The organism is Paraburkholderia sp. SECH4, from assembly GCF_030511745.1.
Classification (GTDB): domain Bacteria; phylum Pseudomonadota; class Gammaproteobacteria; order Burkholderiales; family Burkholderiaceae; genus Paraburkholderia; species Paraburkholderia madseniana.
The window spans coordinates 74,884-89,144 of record NZ_JALOCP010000020.1; the positions used below are offsets into that span (position 1 = coordinate 74,884).

General features: G+C 59.3%; 13 protein-coding genes and 1 pseudogene. 7 read left to right on the forward strand and 7 right to left on the reverse strand.

All coding sequences use genetic code 11. From position 1 onward, the window contains the following. Positions 1–254: 254 nt before the first annotated feature. Complete coding sequence (locus M0D67_RS24810) at positions 255–905, reverse strand: TetR/AcrR family transcriptional regulator (protein ID WP_266240099.1); 651 nt, start codon at positions 903–905, stop codon at positions 255–257. Positions 906–1,126: 221 nt separating this feature from the next. On the opposite strand from M0D67_RS24810, the gene M0D67_RS24815 reads away from it, so the two are divergent. Further along, on the forward strand, positions 1,127–1,774 hold the full coding sequence (locus tag M0D67_RS24815) for a flavin reductase family protein (protein ID WP_266240100.1): 648 nt from the start codon (positions 1,127–1,129) through the stop codon (positions 1,772–1,774). Between the two features lie 63 nt (positions 1,775–1,837). Here M0D67_RS24815 and M0D67_RS24820 read toward each other — a convergent pair whose 3' ends face one another. From M0D67_RS24820 to M0D67_RS24835, 4 genes are all read right to left on the reverse strand, one after another. Next, positions 1,838–2,332: a DUF3237 domain-containing protein gene (locus tag M0D67_RS24820; RefSeq protein ID WP_266240101.1), complete on the reverse strand. Its 495-nt coding sequence runs from the start codon at positions 2,330–2,332 to the stop codon at positions 1,838–1,840. A 137-nt stretch (positions 2,333–2,469) separates the two neighbouring features. Continuing rightward, positions 2,470–3,219, reverse strand: a complete 750-nt coding sequence (locus M0D67_RS24825) for an SDR family NAD(P)-dependent oxidoreductase (protein WP_266240102.1) — start codon at positions 3,217–3,219, stop codon at positions 2,470–2,472. Positions 3,220–3,307: 88 nt separating this feature from the next. Then, entirely contained in the window at positions 3,308–4,444 is a 1,137-nt protein-coding gene (locus M0D67_RS24830; protein WP_266240103.1) for a Gfo/Idh/MocA family protein, read from the reverse strand. A 159-nt stretch (positions 4,445–4,603) separates the two neighbouring features. Then, positions 4,604–5,488 carry a LysR substrate-binding domain-containing protein gene (locus tag M0D67_RS24835; RefSeq protein WP_266240104.1) on the reverse strand — a complete coding sequence of 295 codons (885 nt, stop codon included), beginning with the start codon at positions 5,486–5,488 and terminating at the stop codon, positions 4,604–4,606. 234 nt (positions 5,489–5,722) lie between these two features. Here M0D67_RS24835 and M0D67_RS24840 point away from each other — a divergent pair, with 234 nt between their 5' ends. The 3 genes from M0D67_RS24840 (at position 5,723) to M0D67_RS24850 (ending at position 9,149) form a co-directional block, all read left to right on the forward strand. After that, positions 5,723–6,832, forward strand: a complete 1,110-nt coding sequence (locus M0D67_RS24840) for an alkene reductase (RefSeq protein ID WP_266240105.1) — start codon at positions 5,723–5,725, stop codon at positions 6,830–6,832. Positions 6,833–6,844: 12 nt separating this feature from the next. Next, entirely contained in the window at positions 6,845–8,065 is a 1,221-nt protein-coding gene (locus M0D67_RS24845; RefSeq protein WP_266240106.1) for an MFS transporter, read from the forward strand. Between the two features lie 217 nt (positions 8,066–8,282). Beyond that, entirely contained in the window at positions 8,283–9,149 is an 867-nt protein-coding gene (locus M0D67_RS24850; RefSeq protein ID WP_266240107.1) for an aldo/keto reductase, read from the forward strand. A 1,221-nt stretch (positions 9,150–10,370) separates the two neighbouring features. Here the strand turns inward: M0D67_RS24850 and M0D67_RS24855 are convergent. Continuing rightward, positions 10,371–11,066, reverse strand: a complete 696-nt coding sequence (locus M0D67_RS24855) for an NADPH-dependent F420 reductase (RefSeq protein WP_266240108.1) — start codon at positions 11,064–11,066, stop codon at positions 10,371–10,373. Positions 11,067–11,440: 374 nt separating this feature from the next. Here M0D67_RS24855 and M0D67_RS24860 point away from each other — a divergent pair, with 374 nt between their 5' ends. Further along, the gene (locus M0D67_RS24860) at positions 11,441–11,761 is read left to right on the forward strand and encodes a hypothetical protein (RefSeq protein ID WP_266240109.1); all 321 of its coding nucleotides are present in this window, start codon (positions 11,441–11,443) and stop codon (positions 11,759–11,761) included. Between the two features lie 5 nt (positions 11,762–11,766). Here M0D67_RS24860 and M0D67_RS24865 read toward each other — a convergent pair whose 3' ends face one another. Continuing rightward, positions 11,767–12,651, reverse strand: a complete 885-nt coding sequence (locus tag M0D67_RS24865) for a LysR family transcriptional regulator (RefSeq protein WP_266240110.1) — start codon at positions 12,649–12,651, stop codon at positions 11,767–11,769. A gap of 162 nt (positions 12,652–12,813) precedes the next feature. On the opposite strand from M0D67_RS24865, the gene M0D67_RS24870 reads away from it, so the two are divergent. After that, positions 12,814–13,914 (forward strand): alkene reductase, encoded by a 1,101-nt coding sequence (locus M0D67_RS24870; RefSeq protein ID WP_266240111.1) that lies wholly within the window; start codon positions 12,814–12,816, stop codon positions 13,912–13,914. 110 nt (positions 13,915–14,024) lie between these two features. Further along, positions 14,025–14,198, forward strand: a pseudogene (locus M0D67_RS24875) (transposase); the annotation flags it as partial. Between the last annotated feature and the right edge of the window lie 63 nt (positions 14,199–14,261).

Sequence of the window (14,261 nt, forward strand, 5' to 3'; positions counted from 1 at the left end):
AAGTGTAGAGAACCGGATATCTAGGGTAAATACTTAACTTCCGAATTCACTGTTTGTACAAACAAGACAATCGCGGCGCCAAGTGGCCAAATGGTTAGATCTTTTCTAATTTCGGGCCGATTGTGCGGTGATGATGCGTCACGTGGTCGCCATTGAAACGCAGAAACAGGAGGCATCAGGATGCACACGCCCTCGGCATAGCAGGCACGTCAGCGCACGGATTTCCCGCGCTAGGAGGTTAGCCGGCGGCCGACTTATTTTGCGCGAGACGGCCGTCGCTCAGGCTTATCCTGCTGCAAAGCTGCCCTCGTCCGGACACCGTCAATCAGTGTGCGGACCATCTGCTTCGCGAGATTGGCGCGTGTGCGCGCCGAGGAATCGACGTTGGGTCGATACCATATGAGCGACCATTGAACGCCGCCGAGCATCGTCTTGACCGCAATGGAAATGTCGACGTCCGCCAGCGAACCATCTTTCTTCGCAATCGCCGCCTGATTCTTGAACAAGGCTTCAAAGTGGTCCCGGCTCGCGATCAGTTCGTCAAGTGTCGAGCGCTGCCCGGGCGTGGTTGCGCCGAACCGGTGCATTTGCACACCCTGCGCGACGACGCTTTCAAACGTATGATTCTCGAGAACTGCCAGCGCGTGCGCGTAAAGCATGGCCGCAAGAACGGTCGCGCCGTCACCTTCGGTTTCGCGAGCGGGCTCGACCGCGGCGAACAGCCTTGCCATCCCTTCACGGTGTACATCGAAGAACAAGTCGATCTTCGACGCGTAATGGTGATAGACCCGCCCCTTGGTTGCACCGAGTCGGCGCGCTACGTCGTCGATACTGGTGGCATGGTAGCCCTGCTCCATAAAGCACTCGGCCGCGACCGAAAGAATTTCCTGCTTGCTTGGAGTCATACGCAAAGTCATGGTTAGGGAAGTAACTCGTCAAGCCGATGTATACCGGCTGCGCCAAATACGCAAAAACAGAATGCTACCCTACTATTCGCCCGGCGCGAACAACGACTGAGCTACGTGAATTTGTTGGCGCAACCTGAATTGTGAATTCACCGCAGTGTGTTTTCTACTGCAATTCGTTCCGATACTGTATCGACACAAATCACTGAATTGAGGCTGAAATGCATTTTGATTTTGCAAAACTGGACCGACAACAACGATACAAGCTGCTCGGCGCGACTGTCGTACCACGCCCTATCGCGTGGGTGTCGACACTCAACGCTGACGGCACCTTGAACGCCGCGCCGTTTTCATTCTTCAACGTCTTTGGCGAAGCGCCAGCCGTTGTGGGATTTTCCATTCTTCACCGTTCGGTAAGCGACCTAAAGGACACGGGGCAGAATATCCGGATGCAGCAGGAATTCGTCGTGAATCTGGTGAGTAACGAAAATCTCGAACAGATGAACATTTCTGCCATCGAGTTCCCCCCCGAGATCGACGAATTCACTAAGGCGGGACTGATCCCCGCTCCATCCGAGCACATCAAGACACCGCGTATCGCGCAGAGCCGCGTCGCGTTCGAGTGCAGGCTCATGCAGATCATTCCGCTCGGCGATATGCGTTCTCAAGTCCTCGGCGAAGTACTGGCCATGCACGTTGATGATGAAGCTGTGCTTGACGCCGAGCGTGCCTGGATCGATACGGACAAGCTTCATCTAGTGGGGCGTATGCACGCGAGCGCATACGTTCGCACCTCCGACATCGTCGATTTGCCGCGCATCCCGGTCGAAGACTGGACTTTGATAGACGGCCCTGGCTACAAACCTTGACTGATGGCCGCCAGGGCCCGCATTAGTTCGAACAACGCTGCGGAGGTCAGTCGCGACTTCAGCTCACAGAACTTCAAACACGCTGTACGTGGGTCCGTTTGCGAACCGATGGCCGGTGCCAATAGCCATGATGCGGTTCAGCCACTCGTATCGACCGGGCGGCGCTTCGAAGATGGGGTTGATCCGGAAGTAGTAGCTTGATGGATCAACAACCTCACCTTTCTCGAGTCGCTGTATCACTTCGGCTGGCCCATGGCGAACGCCGCGGTACGACATGGTGATCGTCGCATCGTCGTCAGTCTGCAGAAGAAGGCGTACGTCAAGCGTAGTACTGCCGTCGCTACGTACGGCCTGCCAATCGCTGCCCCCATCCAGCACTTTTCCGGACAATCGGTCGCCTTCGAACGACCCCGATGGGACGATACCCACACGACGAAAAGGTCCCGGGGTAGCGCCGACAACAACGATCGGCTTGACGTCGAGTCGCATGACAAACAATGGGCGGGTCTGCACACTTTTAAGTGGTGCGGGAAGGCTATCAAAGAGTGTAGTGGACAAGTTTCACCTCGTGAATGATGCCGCGGGCTTCCCCACGTCGTTGATATTAACGCATGCCCTATTGAAGCGTCTTTCGAACACATCAAGAATCAGCGCCTTGTTCATGGACAGAACAGTCTGGTGATGAATAACTAGCCTTAGGAGGCCGTTTTTCCGCCGTTGATCCTGATGATTTCGCCGGTGATAAAGCTCGCCTTGTCAGACGCGACGAACACGATCGCGTCGGCGATCTCTTCGGGCGTTCCCGCGCGCTTGAGCGGAACGTTCGTGAGAAAAGCGGCTTTTCGCTCCGCGGTGCCGGTTAGCCGTTCGAGCATCGCGGTCTCGACCGGACCCGGAGCGATGGCGTTGACGCGCACGCCTGAAGCGGCACCCTCGATCGCCGCCGACTTTGTCAGACCTTCCACCGCGTGCTTGCTTGCCACGTAAAGAGAGGCGTTTGCCGCGCCGCGTGAACCCATCGTCGATGAAATATTGACGATGCTGCCACTGCCCTGCGCCAGCATGACGCGCATCTCGTGCTTCATGCTGAGCAACGTGCCGAGCACATTAGTATCAAAGACGGCTGCATAGCCCTCAGGCGTGCGCTCCGTTACTGGTCCGTTCTGACCTTCGGTGCCCGCGGAGTTGACAGCGACGTCGAGCCGGCCAAAGCGCGTAACCGTCTTGTCGACGAGGTCGCGTACCTCGTCTTCGAACCGGACATCGGACTGGATGAACTCGGCTTCTGCACCGAGCGTGCGAAGCTCTTCAGCCAGCTGCTGGCCTTGGTCCGCGCGACGTCCGGAGACGACGACATGGGCGCCTCCACGGGCAAAAGCCAGCGCGGTGGCGCGGCCAATTCCAGTCAACGCACCAGTGATCAGAACAACGGGATGGGTAGACATTGTGTTTCCTCAGTGAAGTTTGCGAAAACGGACGACGGAGCCGCTCAAAGACTGAAACCGGCGTCAGCGCCTGAGCCGGCTGCCCCGCTTAACCAGGCCTGCTGAACGAAAGCGGGACACGCTGGCCCGTGCGATTCGATTCCGCGATCTGGTCCATCAGTTCATGCATCCGGATCGCATCCGCGAAAGTGGGCGCAAGCGTTGAACCAGTTTTGACATCGCGTGCATGGGCGGCGTACAGGTTCGCCAATTCCAGCACACTCGCGCCAAGTTCGCTTGGCGGCAGCCAGTCATATTCCGCAGGAATCGTCAGTTGAGTAAGCGGCTGCCGGTCGCCCTGCGCGATTTCGAAGCGGTTGAAGGCGTCGCCGAAGCTGGTGGTGTTCCAGATTTTCAGGTCGCCCTTACTGCCTGTCACGTCGAGCTGCATACCGAAGTTATTGCGCTTCCCCGCCTCGATATGGACCGTCAGCACGGCGCCATTGGCGAAAGTCCCTGCCAGCACGACCTGGTCGGCACTCGTATGCGGAAATGTTTCTCCGGTTTCAACCAGCGTGACTTCCTTAAACTGGTTGACAGTCAGCGCGGACAAGCTCTGAGGATAGCCAACCATCGTCGTGAACAAGGCATCCAGGAAGTGGCCGCCGTAGATCGACAGCAGGCTGGAGAAATTCTTTTCGGGGATCGTGAAATACAGCGAAGCGGGCCGTTCGCGCTGGAAGTACTCGACACTCACATGCAGGCGCACCGAACGGACTTCGCCGATTTCGCCCTGGTCCAGTAGATCGCGCACATAGCGGTAGCCTGGATTGAGGCGCCGTTGCAGGCCCACGATGGTGCGCACGCCTGCTTTGTCGGCCAACGCGAGCAACTCCTTCGACAACGCTGTACTCGGCGTCAGCGGCCATTCGCAGTAGACGTCCTTGCCGGCCTCGATGGCCGCGCGGATGCCCTCTTCGTGCTGGAACGCGGGCGTCAACACGAGCACGAGATCGACTTCCGGATGCGATACCAGTTCCTGCAACGAGGCTGCGGCGTATTTGAATCCATGACGCGCGACCAGCGCTGCCGCCTTTTCCGCGCTGCGGCTATACACGGCCGTCAGTTCATATTCCGGCAGCAGTTGCAGCGAAGGCAGGTGCCCATATTCCGACCAGTTGCCCAGCCCGACGACGCCGACCCTGATTTTACCGGAGCCTGTAGCTCGACTGACGATACTGTTCACAAGAACTCTCCAGTTTGACGCTGGGCAGACCATCTGTGCAGCGACAGGGCGATAGTAGAGTTCAGGAGATTGGAGATAAACAGGCTGAGGTTCCGATCATTTCGGACACTTCAGTCCTGTGTCGAGACTTTTATCCGATTCTTTGCCGCCCCTGTCAGGTCAAATCCGCAGATTCTGGCTGACGTAGTCGATAAAGACGCGCAGCTTCGGCGAAGCGTAACGGCTTGCCGGCCACAAGATCCAGAAGGTGACGGTCTGGTCGATGAAATCGTCGAGCACGATCTGTAACGCACCGCTCGCCAGCGCGTCGCGCACGAGGAAGGTCGGCACGAAGGCAAGCCCCTTGTTCTGAAGCGCCAGAAAGCCCAGCACTTCAATGGTGTTGGCGACGAAGGTTTGCGGCAACTCCGGCTCCGCTTCCGACGCAGCGAGCTGAAACGGCCAAGGTTCCAGTTTGCCGCTCGCGGGGAATTTATGCAGCAGACAGGCGTGCTTAGCGAGTTCGGACGGATGCTTGGGTACGCCGTACTTCTCAAGATAGCCGGGCGAAGCGACCAGCACCTGACCGCAGGAACCGAGGCGCCGCGACACCAGCCTCGAGTCGTGCTGCTCGCCCGTGCGTATGACCGCATCGAAGCCTTCTTCGATGATGTCCACCATGCGATCGGACAGATCGACGTCGAGTTCGATGTCCGGGTATTGCAGCATGAAGCCGTCCAGCGCCGGCATGATCAGCTCGGACAGTTGCGGCGTGCTGATCCGCAATCTGCCGCGCGGACTGCCAGCGGCATCGGACAGTTCGGCTTCCGCCGCTTCGAGCTCGCCGAGGACGCGCCTGCACCGTTCTAGGAACAATGCCCCCTCGGCCGTCAACGTGATGCTGCGCGTGCTGCGGTGAAAGAGCCGCACGCCGAGGCGCTCCTCAGTGCGCGCAACACTTTTGCCGACCGCCGAAGACGATACGCCGAGCAGCCGTCCCGTCTCGGTAAAGCTGCGGGTTTCCGCCACCTGCACGAACACCGAAATACCGCTGAGGCTATCCATTGCCGCATCCCGAGGCCTGAGGCCGATTTGTGCCAGCGGGCGATGCACGCGAGCGTTCGAAACCCAACTGCGACTCGTTCTGCAGCAGCGAACGAGCCGATTGCGGACTACATTGTCCGATATATTCGGAACCTTAGCCCATTTTTCTTATCCCCGTTCGTCCATACACTGCTCCTCAAGGTCGAAAGCCCGCTGATGATCAAGCGTCACCAGCCACCCAATCTCGAGGCAGTCATGTCCAAACTTCATTCCGCAGTCAAAGTCGGTCCTTACCAATTTGCCCATCGCGTCGTGCTGGCACCGCTCACCCGCATGCGTGCCGAACAAGGCGCCCGGCCCGGCCCGTTGATGGCCGAGTACTATGCGCAGCGCGCGTCAGAAGGCGGTTTCCTGATCGGTGAAGCCACCATCGCCGCACCCAATGGCAACGGCTACCTCGGTGCGCCCGGCCTCTACGATGACAGCCAGATCGTCGGTTGGAAACAGGTGACGGACGCCGTGCACGCCAAAGGCGGGCGCATCTTCCTGCAGCTGTATCACGCCGGGCGCCAGTCCAACAGCCAGTTGCAACCAGGTGGCGGGCAGCCGGTGGCGCCCTCCGCCGTGCCGCATGGCGGCGTTGCCTACACTGAAGCGGGCTGGATTCCGAACACGCCGAGCCGCGCGCTGACCATCCCCGAAATCGCCGAACTGGTGGAGCGCTTCCGCACGGCCGCGATTCGCGGCAAACAGGCCGGCTTCGACGGCGTCGAACTGCACGCCGCCAATGGCTATCTGTTCGATCAATTCCTGCAGGACGGCAGCAACAAGCGCACCGACATTTACGGCGGTTCATTCGAAAACCGTGCCCGCTTCCTGATGGAAGCGACGCAAGCCGTCATCTCGGTGTGGGGCAGCGACCGCGTCGCCGTGCGCCTTGGCCCGAGCGGCAGTTTTGGCGATATGTCTGACAGCAACCCGAAGGCACTCTTCACTTACGTAGCACAGGAACTGGCGAAACTGAACCTGGCCTATCTGCACCTGATCGAGCCGCGTGTGCTGGGCAACGTCGACGACGACAGCAAGGATCCGAACCCGGTCGCCGCGCAACTGATCCGCAAGCACTACAAGGGCGTCATCATCGCCGCCGGCGGGTTCAAGGCCGCTACCGCCGAAGCCGTCCTGCAGGCTGGCGACGCCGACCTGGTCGCATTTGGCCGCGACTTCATCGCCAACCCGGATCTGCCCGAGCGCCTGCGCCTTCAGTTGCCGCTGAACCCGTACGACCGCCCCACCTTCTTTGGCGGCACCGACGTCGGCTATACCGACTATCCGTTTTATAGCGACGAAACGGTAGCAGCGTAAACGGAGCACGCGATGACCGCCACGGCCCAGCCTACGTCCCTCTCGCCGCTTTTCTGGCTCGCGTTAGGGACATTCGCGGTCGGCACAGAGAGCTTCATGATTGCAGGTCTGTTGCGCGACATTGCCACAGACCTGCATATCAGCATTGTCGCGGCAGGCCAGCTCGTCACGGTGTTTGCCTTGGCCTACGCGCTCAGCTCGCCGATCCTGACGGCACTGACCGGCACGCTCCATCGGCGCACGCTTATGATCCTGTCGCTGTCTGCCTTCACGGTGGCGAATATCCTCGCCTGGGCTGCCCAGAACTATTGGGAACTGATGGCGGCGCGCGTCCTGCTCGCCGCAGCCGCCGGTCTGTATGTGCCCGGCGCCAACGCGCTGGCTGGCGCCATTGCCGGTCCGGAACAGCGTGGCAAGGCGCTCGCCATCGTCAACGGCGGCATCACGATCGCGGTTGCCTTTGGCGTGCCGCTGGGCGCATTGATCGGGGATCGGCTCGGCTGGCGCATGACCTTCGCGGGCGTCGCCGCCCTGTCGGCCGCGGCCACGGCAGGTCTGCTGCTCGGCCTGCCGCGCAGCATCGGCGCAGGATTGCCGGTTGCCACGCTGCGCGAGCGTAGCCAGGTCGCGCGCCAGCCGGTCATTCTGATGACCTTGCTCGTCACCACGCTTTGGGCGACGGGCGCCTATACGATCTACACGTACCTGGCACTGTTCGTTGCGAAGACCACGCCGTTGCACGGGGCACAAATCGGTTACGTGCTGTTCACCTGGGGCGTTGCGGCAGCTATCGGCGTGTTCATCGGCGGCAAGGCAGTGGATCGCCTCGGTCCGAGCCGCGTGATCATCCCGTGCCTGAGCGTGTCGATCCTCGCGTTCTCGCTCATGTCGGCTAGCGCGCACTGGCTACCTAAGAAATTGGCGTTGGTCCCCATCCTGATCGGTGTCGTGGCCTGGGGCATTGCTCACTGGTCCTTCTACCCTGCTCAGCAAGCAGGACTGATCAATCTCACCGGGTTGCGCGGCACACCAATTGCCCTGTCACTGAACGCTTCGTTCATGTATCTCGGCTTTTCGCTCGGCGCCACACTCGGTTCCCTGACCTTGAGTTTCACCTCGGTGAACAACCTGGGTTGGACCGCCGCTCTCTGCGAGGTCGCGGCGCTGATCCTGACAGCCAGCGTCGGCAAGCAGTTGGTTCGGGTGCAAAACGGTGCGGTCACTGCCGCATAAGGTACCGCTACCGCGCGGCAGACGTTTGCCTCAGATCACGGGGCGCTTATCGGTCACTTATCGGCCACATCGTCAAGTCAGGGGAAAGTGCTTCGGATGTCTTAGATGTCCACGACGAAAATGCTGGCGCCGGGACAGCCTGCTTCAAACCGGCACTATCCCTGTCCCGGCGGGTAGTGCACCCTCAATCGGTCTAACACAAGCAGTAAAGGCGAACATGAATATCCAAAATCCTACTTTCAAAATTGGCGACGACACGGAAATCAGGCGGCTCGGCTTTGGCGCAATGCGAATCACTGGCCCGGGTATCTGGGGCGCACCCACCGATCGCGCCGAAGCCATTCGCGTGCTGCGCCGCTTGCCCGAACTCGAAGTGAATTTCATCGACACGGCGGACTCGTATGGGCCGAACGTTTCGGAGGAGTTGATCCGCGAGGCGTTGCATCCGTATAGCGCCGAGATGCTCGTGGCGACCAAGGCGGGATTCGCGCGCACAGGTCCCAACCAGTGGACCCCGCACGGCCGGCCTGAGTACCTGATTCAGCAAGCGCACGGCAGCCTGCAGCGCCTCGGTATCGAACAGATCGGCCTATGGCAGTTGCATCGCATCGACCCCGCAGTGCCGCGCGATGAGCAGTTTGGCGCAGTGCGCCACCTGATCGACAGCGGCGTGATCCGGCACGCCGGCCTGAGTGAAGTCTCGGTTGCCGACATCAAGGCTGCGTCGAAATATTTCAAGGTGGCGACCGTGCAAAACCGCTTCAACCTCGGTGACCGCGGTAGTGAAGACGTGCTCGATTACTGCACGGCCCACGGCATTGGCTTTATCCCGTGGTTTCCGCTGGCTGCGGGCGAGCTGACCCGCCCCGGATCGCTACTCGACACAATCGCGCGCAACCATCACGCGAGCGTCGGGCAGATCGCCCTCGCGTGGCTATTGCAGCGCAGTCCGGTGATACTGCCGATACCGGGCACCTCCCGGGTCACGCATCTGGAAGAGAACGTGGCGGCCGGCGCGATTACTTTGTCTGACCGTGAATTTTGCGAACTGGACCGCGCGACCGCTCAACGACGGCAAGGCTAGTCCACTACTCCGTCAATTTCGCTCGAGACTAATCACGAATGTACGTGCATTCCCAAGTCTTCAAGTGTCTATAGCGTGCCGTACTGGGCAAAGTATGCGGGACTCGCAACCGTCACTCCGTGATACGTTGCCACCCGCCTCACCGCCATGCTGGATTCACGGAGAGCGCCGATCCGGATCAAAGTCGGTCGAAATATACCTGCTCTGCGGTGAGGTCATCCCATACGGGTATCCGCAATCTATCCGATTTCCTCTATAAGCGATGGAATCGCCGCGTCCCGACGGTACCTGTACGCGACAGTGAGGGCGTCAGCAATCACCATTCGCATTTCCAATGCACGGTCCACGATGCTGCACTCGGAACACTGCGTGGATCGTTCGGCGAGCAAGCGGAAATCGGTTGGAGGTGCGCGTGCCACTCAAAACGCCGGCAGGCGCACGCGCGATACCTGCTCGAAGCGGGCGGCGGCTCGTCTTATCGGGACGTCGACCGACGCTCTTTTACGGCTCGCTGACCGGCTTCGCCGCACAGGTCAAGCAAACGCTGTGTGGCAGGCGCATTGCCCGTAACGCGAAACGCAATGGCCACGTCCGACGTCACATTGCATTGAGTCAGCTATATCGGGGGCGACCCGCTCGCACCACTTTCGCATGGAACCGTGGTGGAGCTACGGCAAACCCAGGCAGTGATCCAAGACAACCAGAGCCGTCAGCGTTGGTCGGTACTATACGAGGCAGTTGTCCCTGACACTGCGCGCGGTCCGACTCACGCGCCTCCGTCGCCGCCACCGCGAGCTCAGCGAGAGGAATTCTTCGTTGGAGACACCGTTGGCTTCACCGACAAACATCTGAGCGAGCGAGTCGGCATCATCGTCCGGCTCAACGCGAAAACTGCGTCTATCGCCGTCAATGATTCGGAAGGCCATTGGCGGGTCTCATACGCTCTGCTGCGGAAGATTGTTGACATCTAACCGCGCGCGCCGTCAACACGGGCTCCGCTGACCGATACAGACCACTGCCACGGTAAACGGGCGGTCAGGAACTACATTGTTTCCTGGGCAATAACAAAACCGACGATCTTCGCAAAGCAGTCGCGCGATCCCGAGTATGTCGTCGCGCGCGAATTGCCTGTCGGCAAGCGCGGCAATGCGCTGGCTTGAGTGCGGATGATCCGCGACCCAACGTCGAATTGAAAGCCGCGCCTGCTCTACTCCACGACGTTCAGGCCGGGCGATCGAACGTGCCGGGACTGGACGGCGTCGCCTTCCAGTCCACGGTTCGCTCCTTAGATGCGCGTACGAGCGCGTCCTTTACGCCTTGCGCGTCGAAGTCTCCCGTGTAGACCGGCGTGTTCGGCTGTTGACGCCATGACTCGGCGATGGTGCCAGTGTCCACCGCGTCGAAGCCCATGTCGTCGACAAGCTTGAACACGATCTGCTTCTCTTTCGGGTCGTCGCCCGCGACGGGCAATGCAATGCGCCCAGGCGCACCCGCCGGCTTGCCCATGCCTTCGAGATGCGCGGCGTAGATGTTGTTGAACACCTTGACGACGGGATGGTCGATCTGTTCCTCGACCCAACGGCTTTCGGTGGTGCCTGCCTCAATTCCTTCGATTTTCCCATCGCGATGGCGCGGATAGTAGTTGCACGTATCGATCACGACGGCCGAAGGCTTCGCCTTGTCGAGGAATCCCTTCGGCAGTTGCGGGACGTTGACGAGAGGTATCGTGACGACGATCACGTCCGCGTCCTCGATCATGTCCTGCACGTTGCTTACCGTCGCGCCCGTTTCCTGCGCGACGGCTTGCAGCGATGCGCCGCCGCGCGCATTGGTGATACGTACCGCGTGCCCTTTTTCAACGAAGCGGCCCGCGAGCACCTTGCCGATATTGCCTGCACCGATAATGCTGATATTCATCTAACCCTCCGGATCAAGATGCGCGCAGCGGGCCCGGACCTGCTGCGCGCGAGATTTGTGATGCGACTACTTTATGTGCGACCACTGCCACGGTAAACGGGCGGTCAGGAACTACATTGTTTCCTGGGCAATAACAATTGCATCAGCTGAGCTCTTGCTCAGCGAGCAATTCTTCCAACCATCTCATGAAGACATCGACTTTCGGCGTTCTGTGCCGTCGGTCTGTGATTACCACCGAGATGGGCTTCGGCGGAACCTTTACTTGGGGCAGGATCTCCGTAACCCCACCCGAGTGAATGTACGGCTGCAGTGCCGGGCGTAATCCCTGAATCAGACCAAGGCCTACGAGTCCGCAAGTCAGAAACGTATCAGCATTGTCGACGACGTCCCCACGCAACCTTTTGGTAACCAAACCAACATCCAACCTTTCACCTTGCGGACCAAACATCCGTACATTTCAACTAATCGAGATGATACTGCGGGCGACGTTGTATGGCACCGATACCGGCGAGCGGCAGATGCTGTTCGAGCATCTCGAACTGCTGGGCGAAAATGATCTGCTCGTGCTTGACCGCGGCTATCCCGCCTCGTGGCTGATGGCTGCACTTCAGGCGCGCGGAATCCGGTTCTACATGCGCATCGACGGCACCGATAAGTCCAACCGTGAACGCGTGCGTATCCAACTCGCACCATAAAGGCATCAGATGTGCAAGTGCTCGCTTATGTACTCAATGAAAACGCGCAGCTTGGGCGAAGCATAGCGGCTAGCCGGCCATAGTATCCAGAAGACAACTTCGCGATCCACATAGTCATCCAGCACTGTTATTAGCTGACCGCATTGCAACGCATCATGCACCAGGAAGGCTGGCAGGCACGCAATGCCCCTGCCCAGAATGGCGGCGTGAGCAAGTGGCTCGATGGTGTTCGACGTCATGGTCTCGCGAAGGACCAACTCGGACTCGGATGCATCAAACCGGAGGTGCCAGCGGTCTAGCTTTCCCGTGGAAGTCCATTTGTGCAGCAAGCAGAAGTGGCCCTCAAGCTCGCGCGGTCCGGTAGGTACGCCATGACGCTTGAAATAGGTGGGCGATGCAACCAGCACATACGAACAAGAACCCAAACGGCGCGCCGTCAGGCGCGAGTCGTTTAGTTCGCCGGTCCTGATAACGGCATCGAAGCCATCCTCAATGACATCAACCATGCGGTCGGACATTTCGATGTCCAGTTCAATTTCCGGATAGCGTTCCATGAAGCCATCGAAGACCGGCATCATCAAACCGGCCAATTGGGGCGTGCCCACGCGCAAGCGCCCACGCGGATTGCCAGCCAGACCCGACAGCTCGGCCTCGGCAGCATCAACCTCGCTCAGGATGCGGCGGCAGTGTTCCAGGAAAACGGTTCCCTCTGCGGTCAGCGTGATGCTCCGAGTGCTGCGGTTGAACAATCGCACGCGTAACCGTTCTTCCATCCTGGCGATGGCCTTGCCAACCGCAGAGGATGAAACACCCAGCTGTCGCCCCGCTGCGGTAAAGCTGCGCGTCTCAGCAACTTGCACAAACATCGAAATTCCACTCATGCTGTCCATAAGCACTTCCTGTCCGAAATGGCGGCTGCTTTAGCGCATCCAGTGTATTGCGATCCAACATTGCGGACATTTTTTCCGATGTGTTCGGCATCGCAGGGTATTTTTCTAAGTAGGCCGAAGCCCTACATTGCACAAGACGAATCACTTTGAGGAACCGACATCATGTCGAAACTGCATACCAGCGTCCAAGTAGGCCCACACAAAATCGCCCATCGCGTAGTCCTTGCACCGCTCACCCGCATGCGCGCCGAACCAGGCGCCATTCCAGGCAAGCTGATGGCTGAATACTATGCCCAACGTACTTCCGAAGGCGGCTTCCTGATTGGCGAAGCCACCATTACCGCGCCCAACGGCAATGGCTACTTGGGTGCTCCCGGACTCTACGACGATAGCCAGATTGCAGGCTGGAAACTCGTGACCGATGCAGTTCATGCCAAAGGTGGGAAGATCTTCCTGCAGCTCTATCACGCAGGTCGTCAGTCCAACAGTGAACTGCAGCCAGGGGGCGGTCAGCCGGTGGCGCCTTCCGTCGTCGAGCATGGTGGAGTCGCTTTTGGAAAAGCGGGCTGGATGGAAAACACTCCCCCCAAAGAACTGACCATCGCTGAAATCAAGGAGTTGGTGGAAAGTTTCCGCTTAGCGGCTAAGCGTGGCATTTTAGCTGGTTTTGATGGTGTTGAACTGCATGGTGCTAACGGCTATCTGCTGGATCAGTTCCTGCAAGATAGTAGCAACAAGCGCACTGACAACTACGGTGGCTCAATTGAAAACCGTAGCCGCTTCCTGTTGGAAATCGTGAATGCTGTGATTTCGGTCTGGGGCAGCGATCGCGTAGCAGTGCGCCTCGGTCCGAGTGGCAGGTTTGGCGACATGGGCGACAGTGATCCGGAAGTGCTGTTCACCCACGTCGCGCGCGAACTGGATAAGCTGGATCTCGCGTACCTACACCTGATCGAGCCGCGCATCCTGGGGGTGATCGAGGACGAAAAATGGAGTCAAACGCCTGCGGCGGCGCGCCTGCTCCGAAAGTACTTCAGCGGCACTATCATCGTCGCTGGTGGCTTCGACGGGCAATCTGCTAATGACATTCTGGAAGCCGGTGACGCTGACCTCGTCGCATTCGGCCGCCACTTCATCGCCAATCCCGATCTGCCGGAGCGCCTGCGCAAAGGCTGGCCGCTCAATCCATATGACCGCGAGTCCTTCTTCGGCGGCACGGAAGTTGGTTACACGGACTATCCGTTCTACGCAGATGCTGCCTGAACGCATTACCGTTGCCTCACCTAGCAGGCTGCGGAAATACCTCCCCACCAAATCACCCGAACGGTCCGTTCAAACGTTGTTACTGTTGAGCAGACCACTTTGAGCGAAGCATGCGCGGCACCACCTTCACCGAGAACCTATTCACCTTGCGCAAGCTGAAGGACTTTGTTCCGGCCGATCATCCACTGCGCGCGATGCTGCTGCAAGTGCTCTACAGCGTTCGCTCGGAGCGGCAGTTGATGGAGCAGGTCCAATATAACCCGCTGTTTCATTGGTTCATCGGGCCAACAGCTTGATCGAGAAAGAGATGGCTGTGATGGAAGCGCCCCTGCTTCCGGCTCGGCTCG

Coding starts and splice junctions, on each gene's coding strand:
- M0D67_RS24865 (WP_266240110.1), bottom strand. CDS start 12,651: ATGGACAGCATGAGTGGAATTTCGATGTTTGTGCAAGTTGCTGAGACG.
- M0D67_RS24855 (WP_266240108.1), bottom strand. CDS start 11,066: ATGAATATCAGCATTATCGGTGCAGGCAATATCGGCAAGGTGCTCGCG.
- M0D67_RS24845 (WP_266240106.1), top strand. CDS start 6,845: ATGACCGCCACGGCCCAGCCTACGTCCCTCTCGCCGCTTTTCTGGCTC.
- M0D67_RS24835 (WP_266240104.1), bottom strand. CDS start 5,488: ATGGATAGCCTCAGCGGTATTTCGGTGTTCGTGCAGGTGGCGGAAACC.
- M0D67_RS24815 (WP_266240100.1), top strand. CDS start 1,127: ATGCATTTTGATTTTGCAAAACTGGACCGACAACAACGATACAAGCTG.
- M0D67_RS24850 (WP_266240107.1), top strand. CDS start 8,283: ATGAATATCCAAAATCCTACTTTCAAAATTGGCGACGACACGGAAATC.
- M0D67_RS24870 (WP_266240111.1), top strand. CDS start 12,814: ATGTCGAAACTGCATACCAGCGTCCAAGTAGGCCCACACAAAATCGCC.
- M0D67_RS24840 (WP_266240105.1), top strand. CDS start 5,723: ATGTCCAAACTTCATTCCGCAGTCAAAGTCGGTCCTTACCAATTTGCC.
- M0D67_RS24825 (WP_266240102.1), bottom strand. CDS start 3,219: ATGTCTACCCATCCCGTTGTTCTGATCACTGGTGCGTTGACTGGAATT.
- M0D67_RS24810 (WP_266240099.1), bottom strand. CDS start 905: ATGACTCCAAGCAAGCAGGAAATTCTTTCGGTCGCGGCCGAGTGCTTT.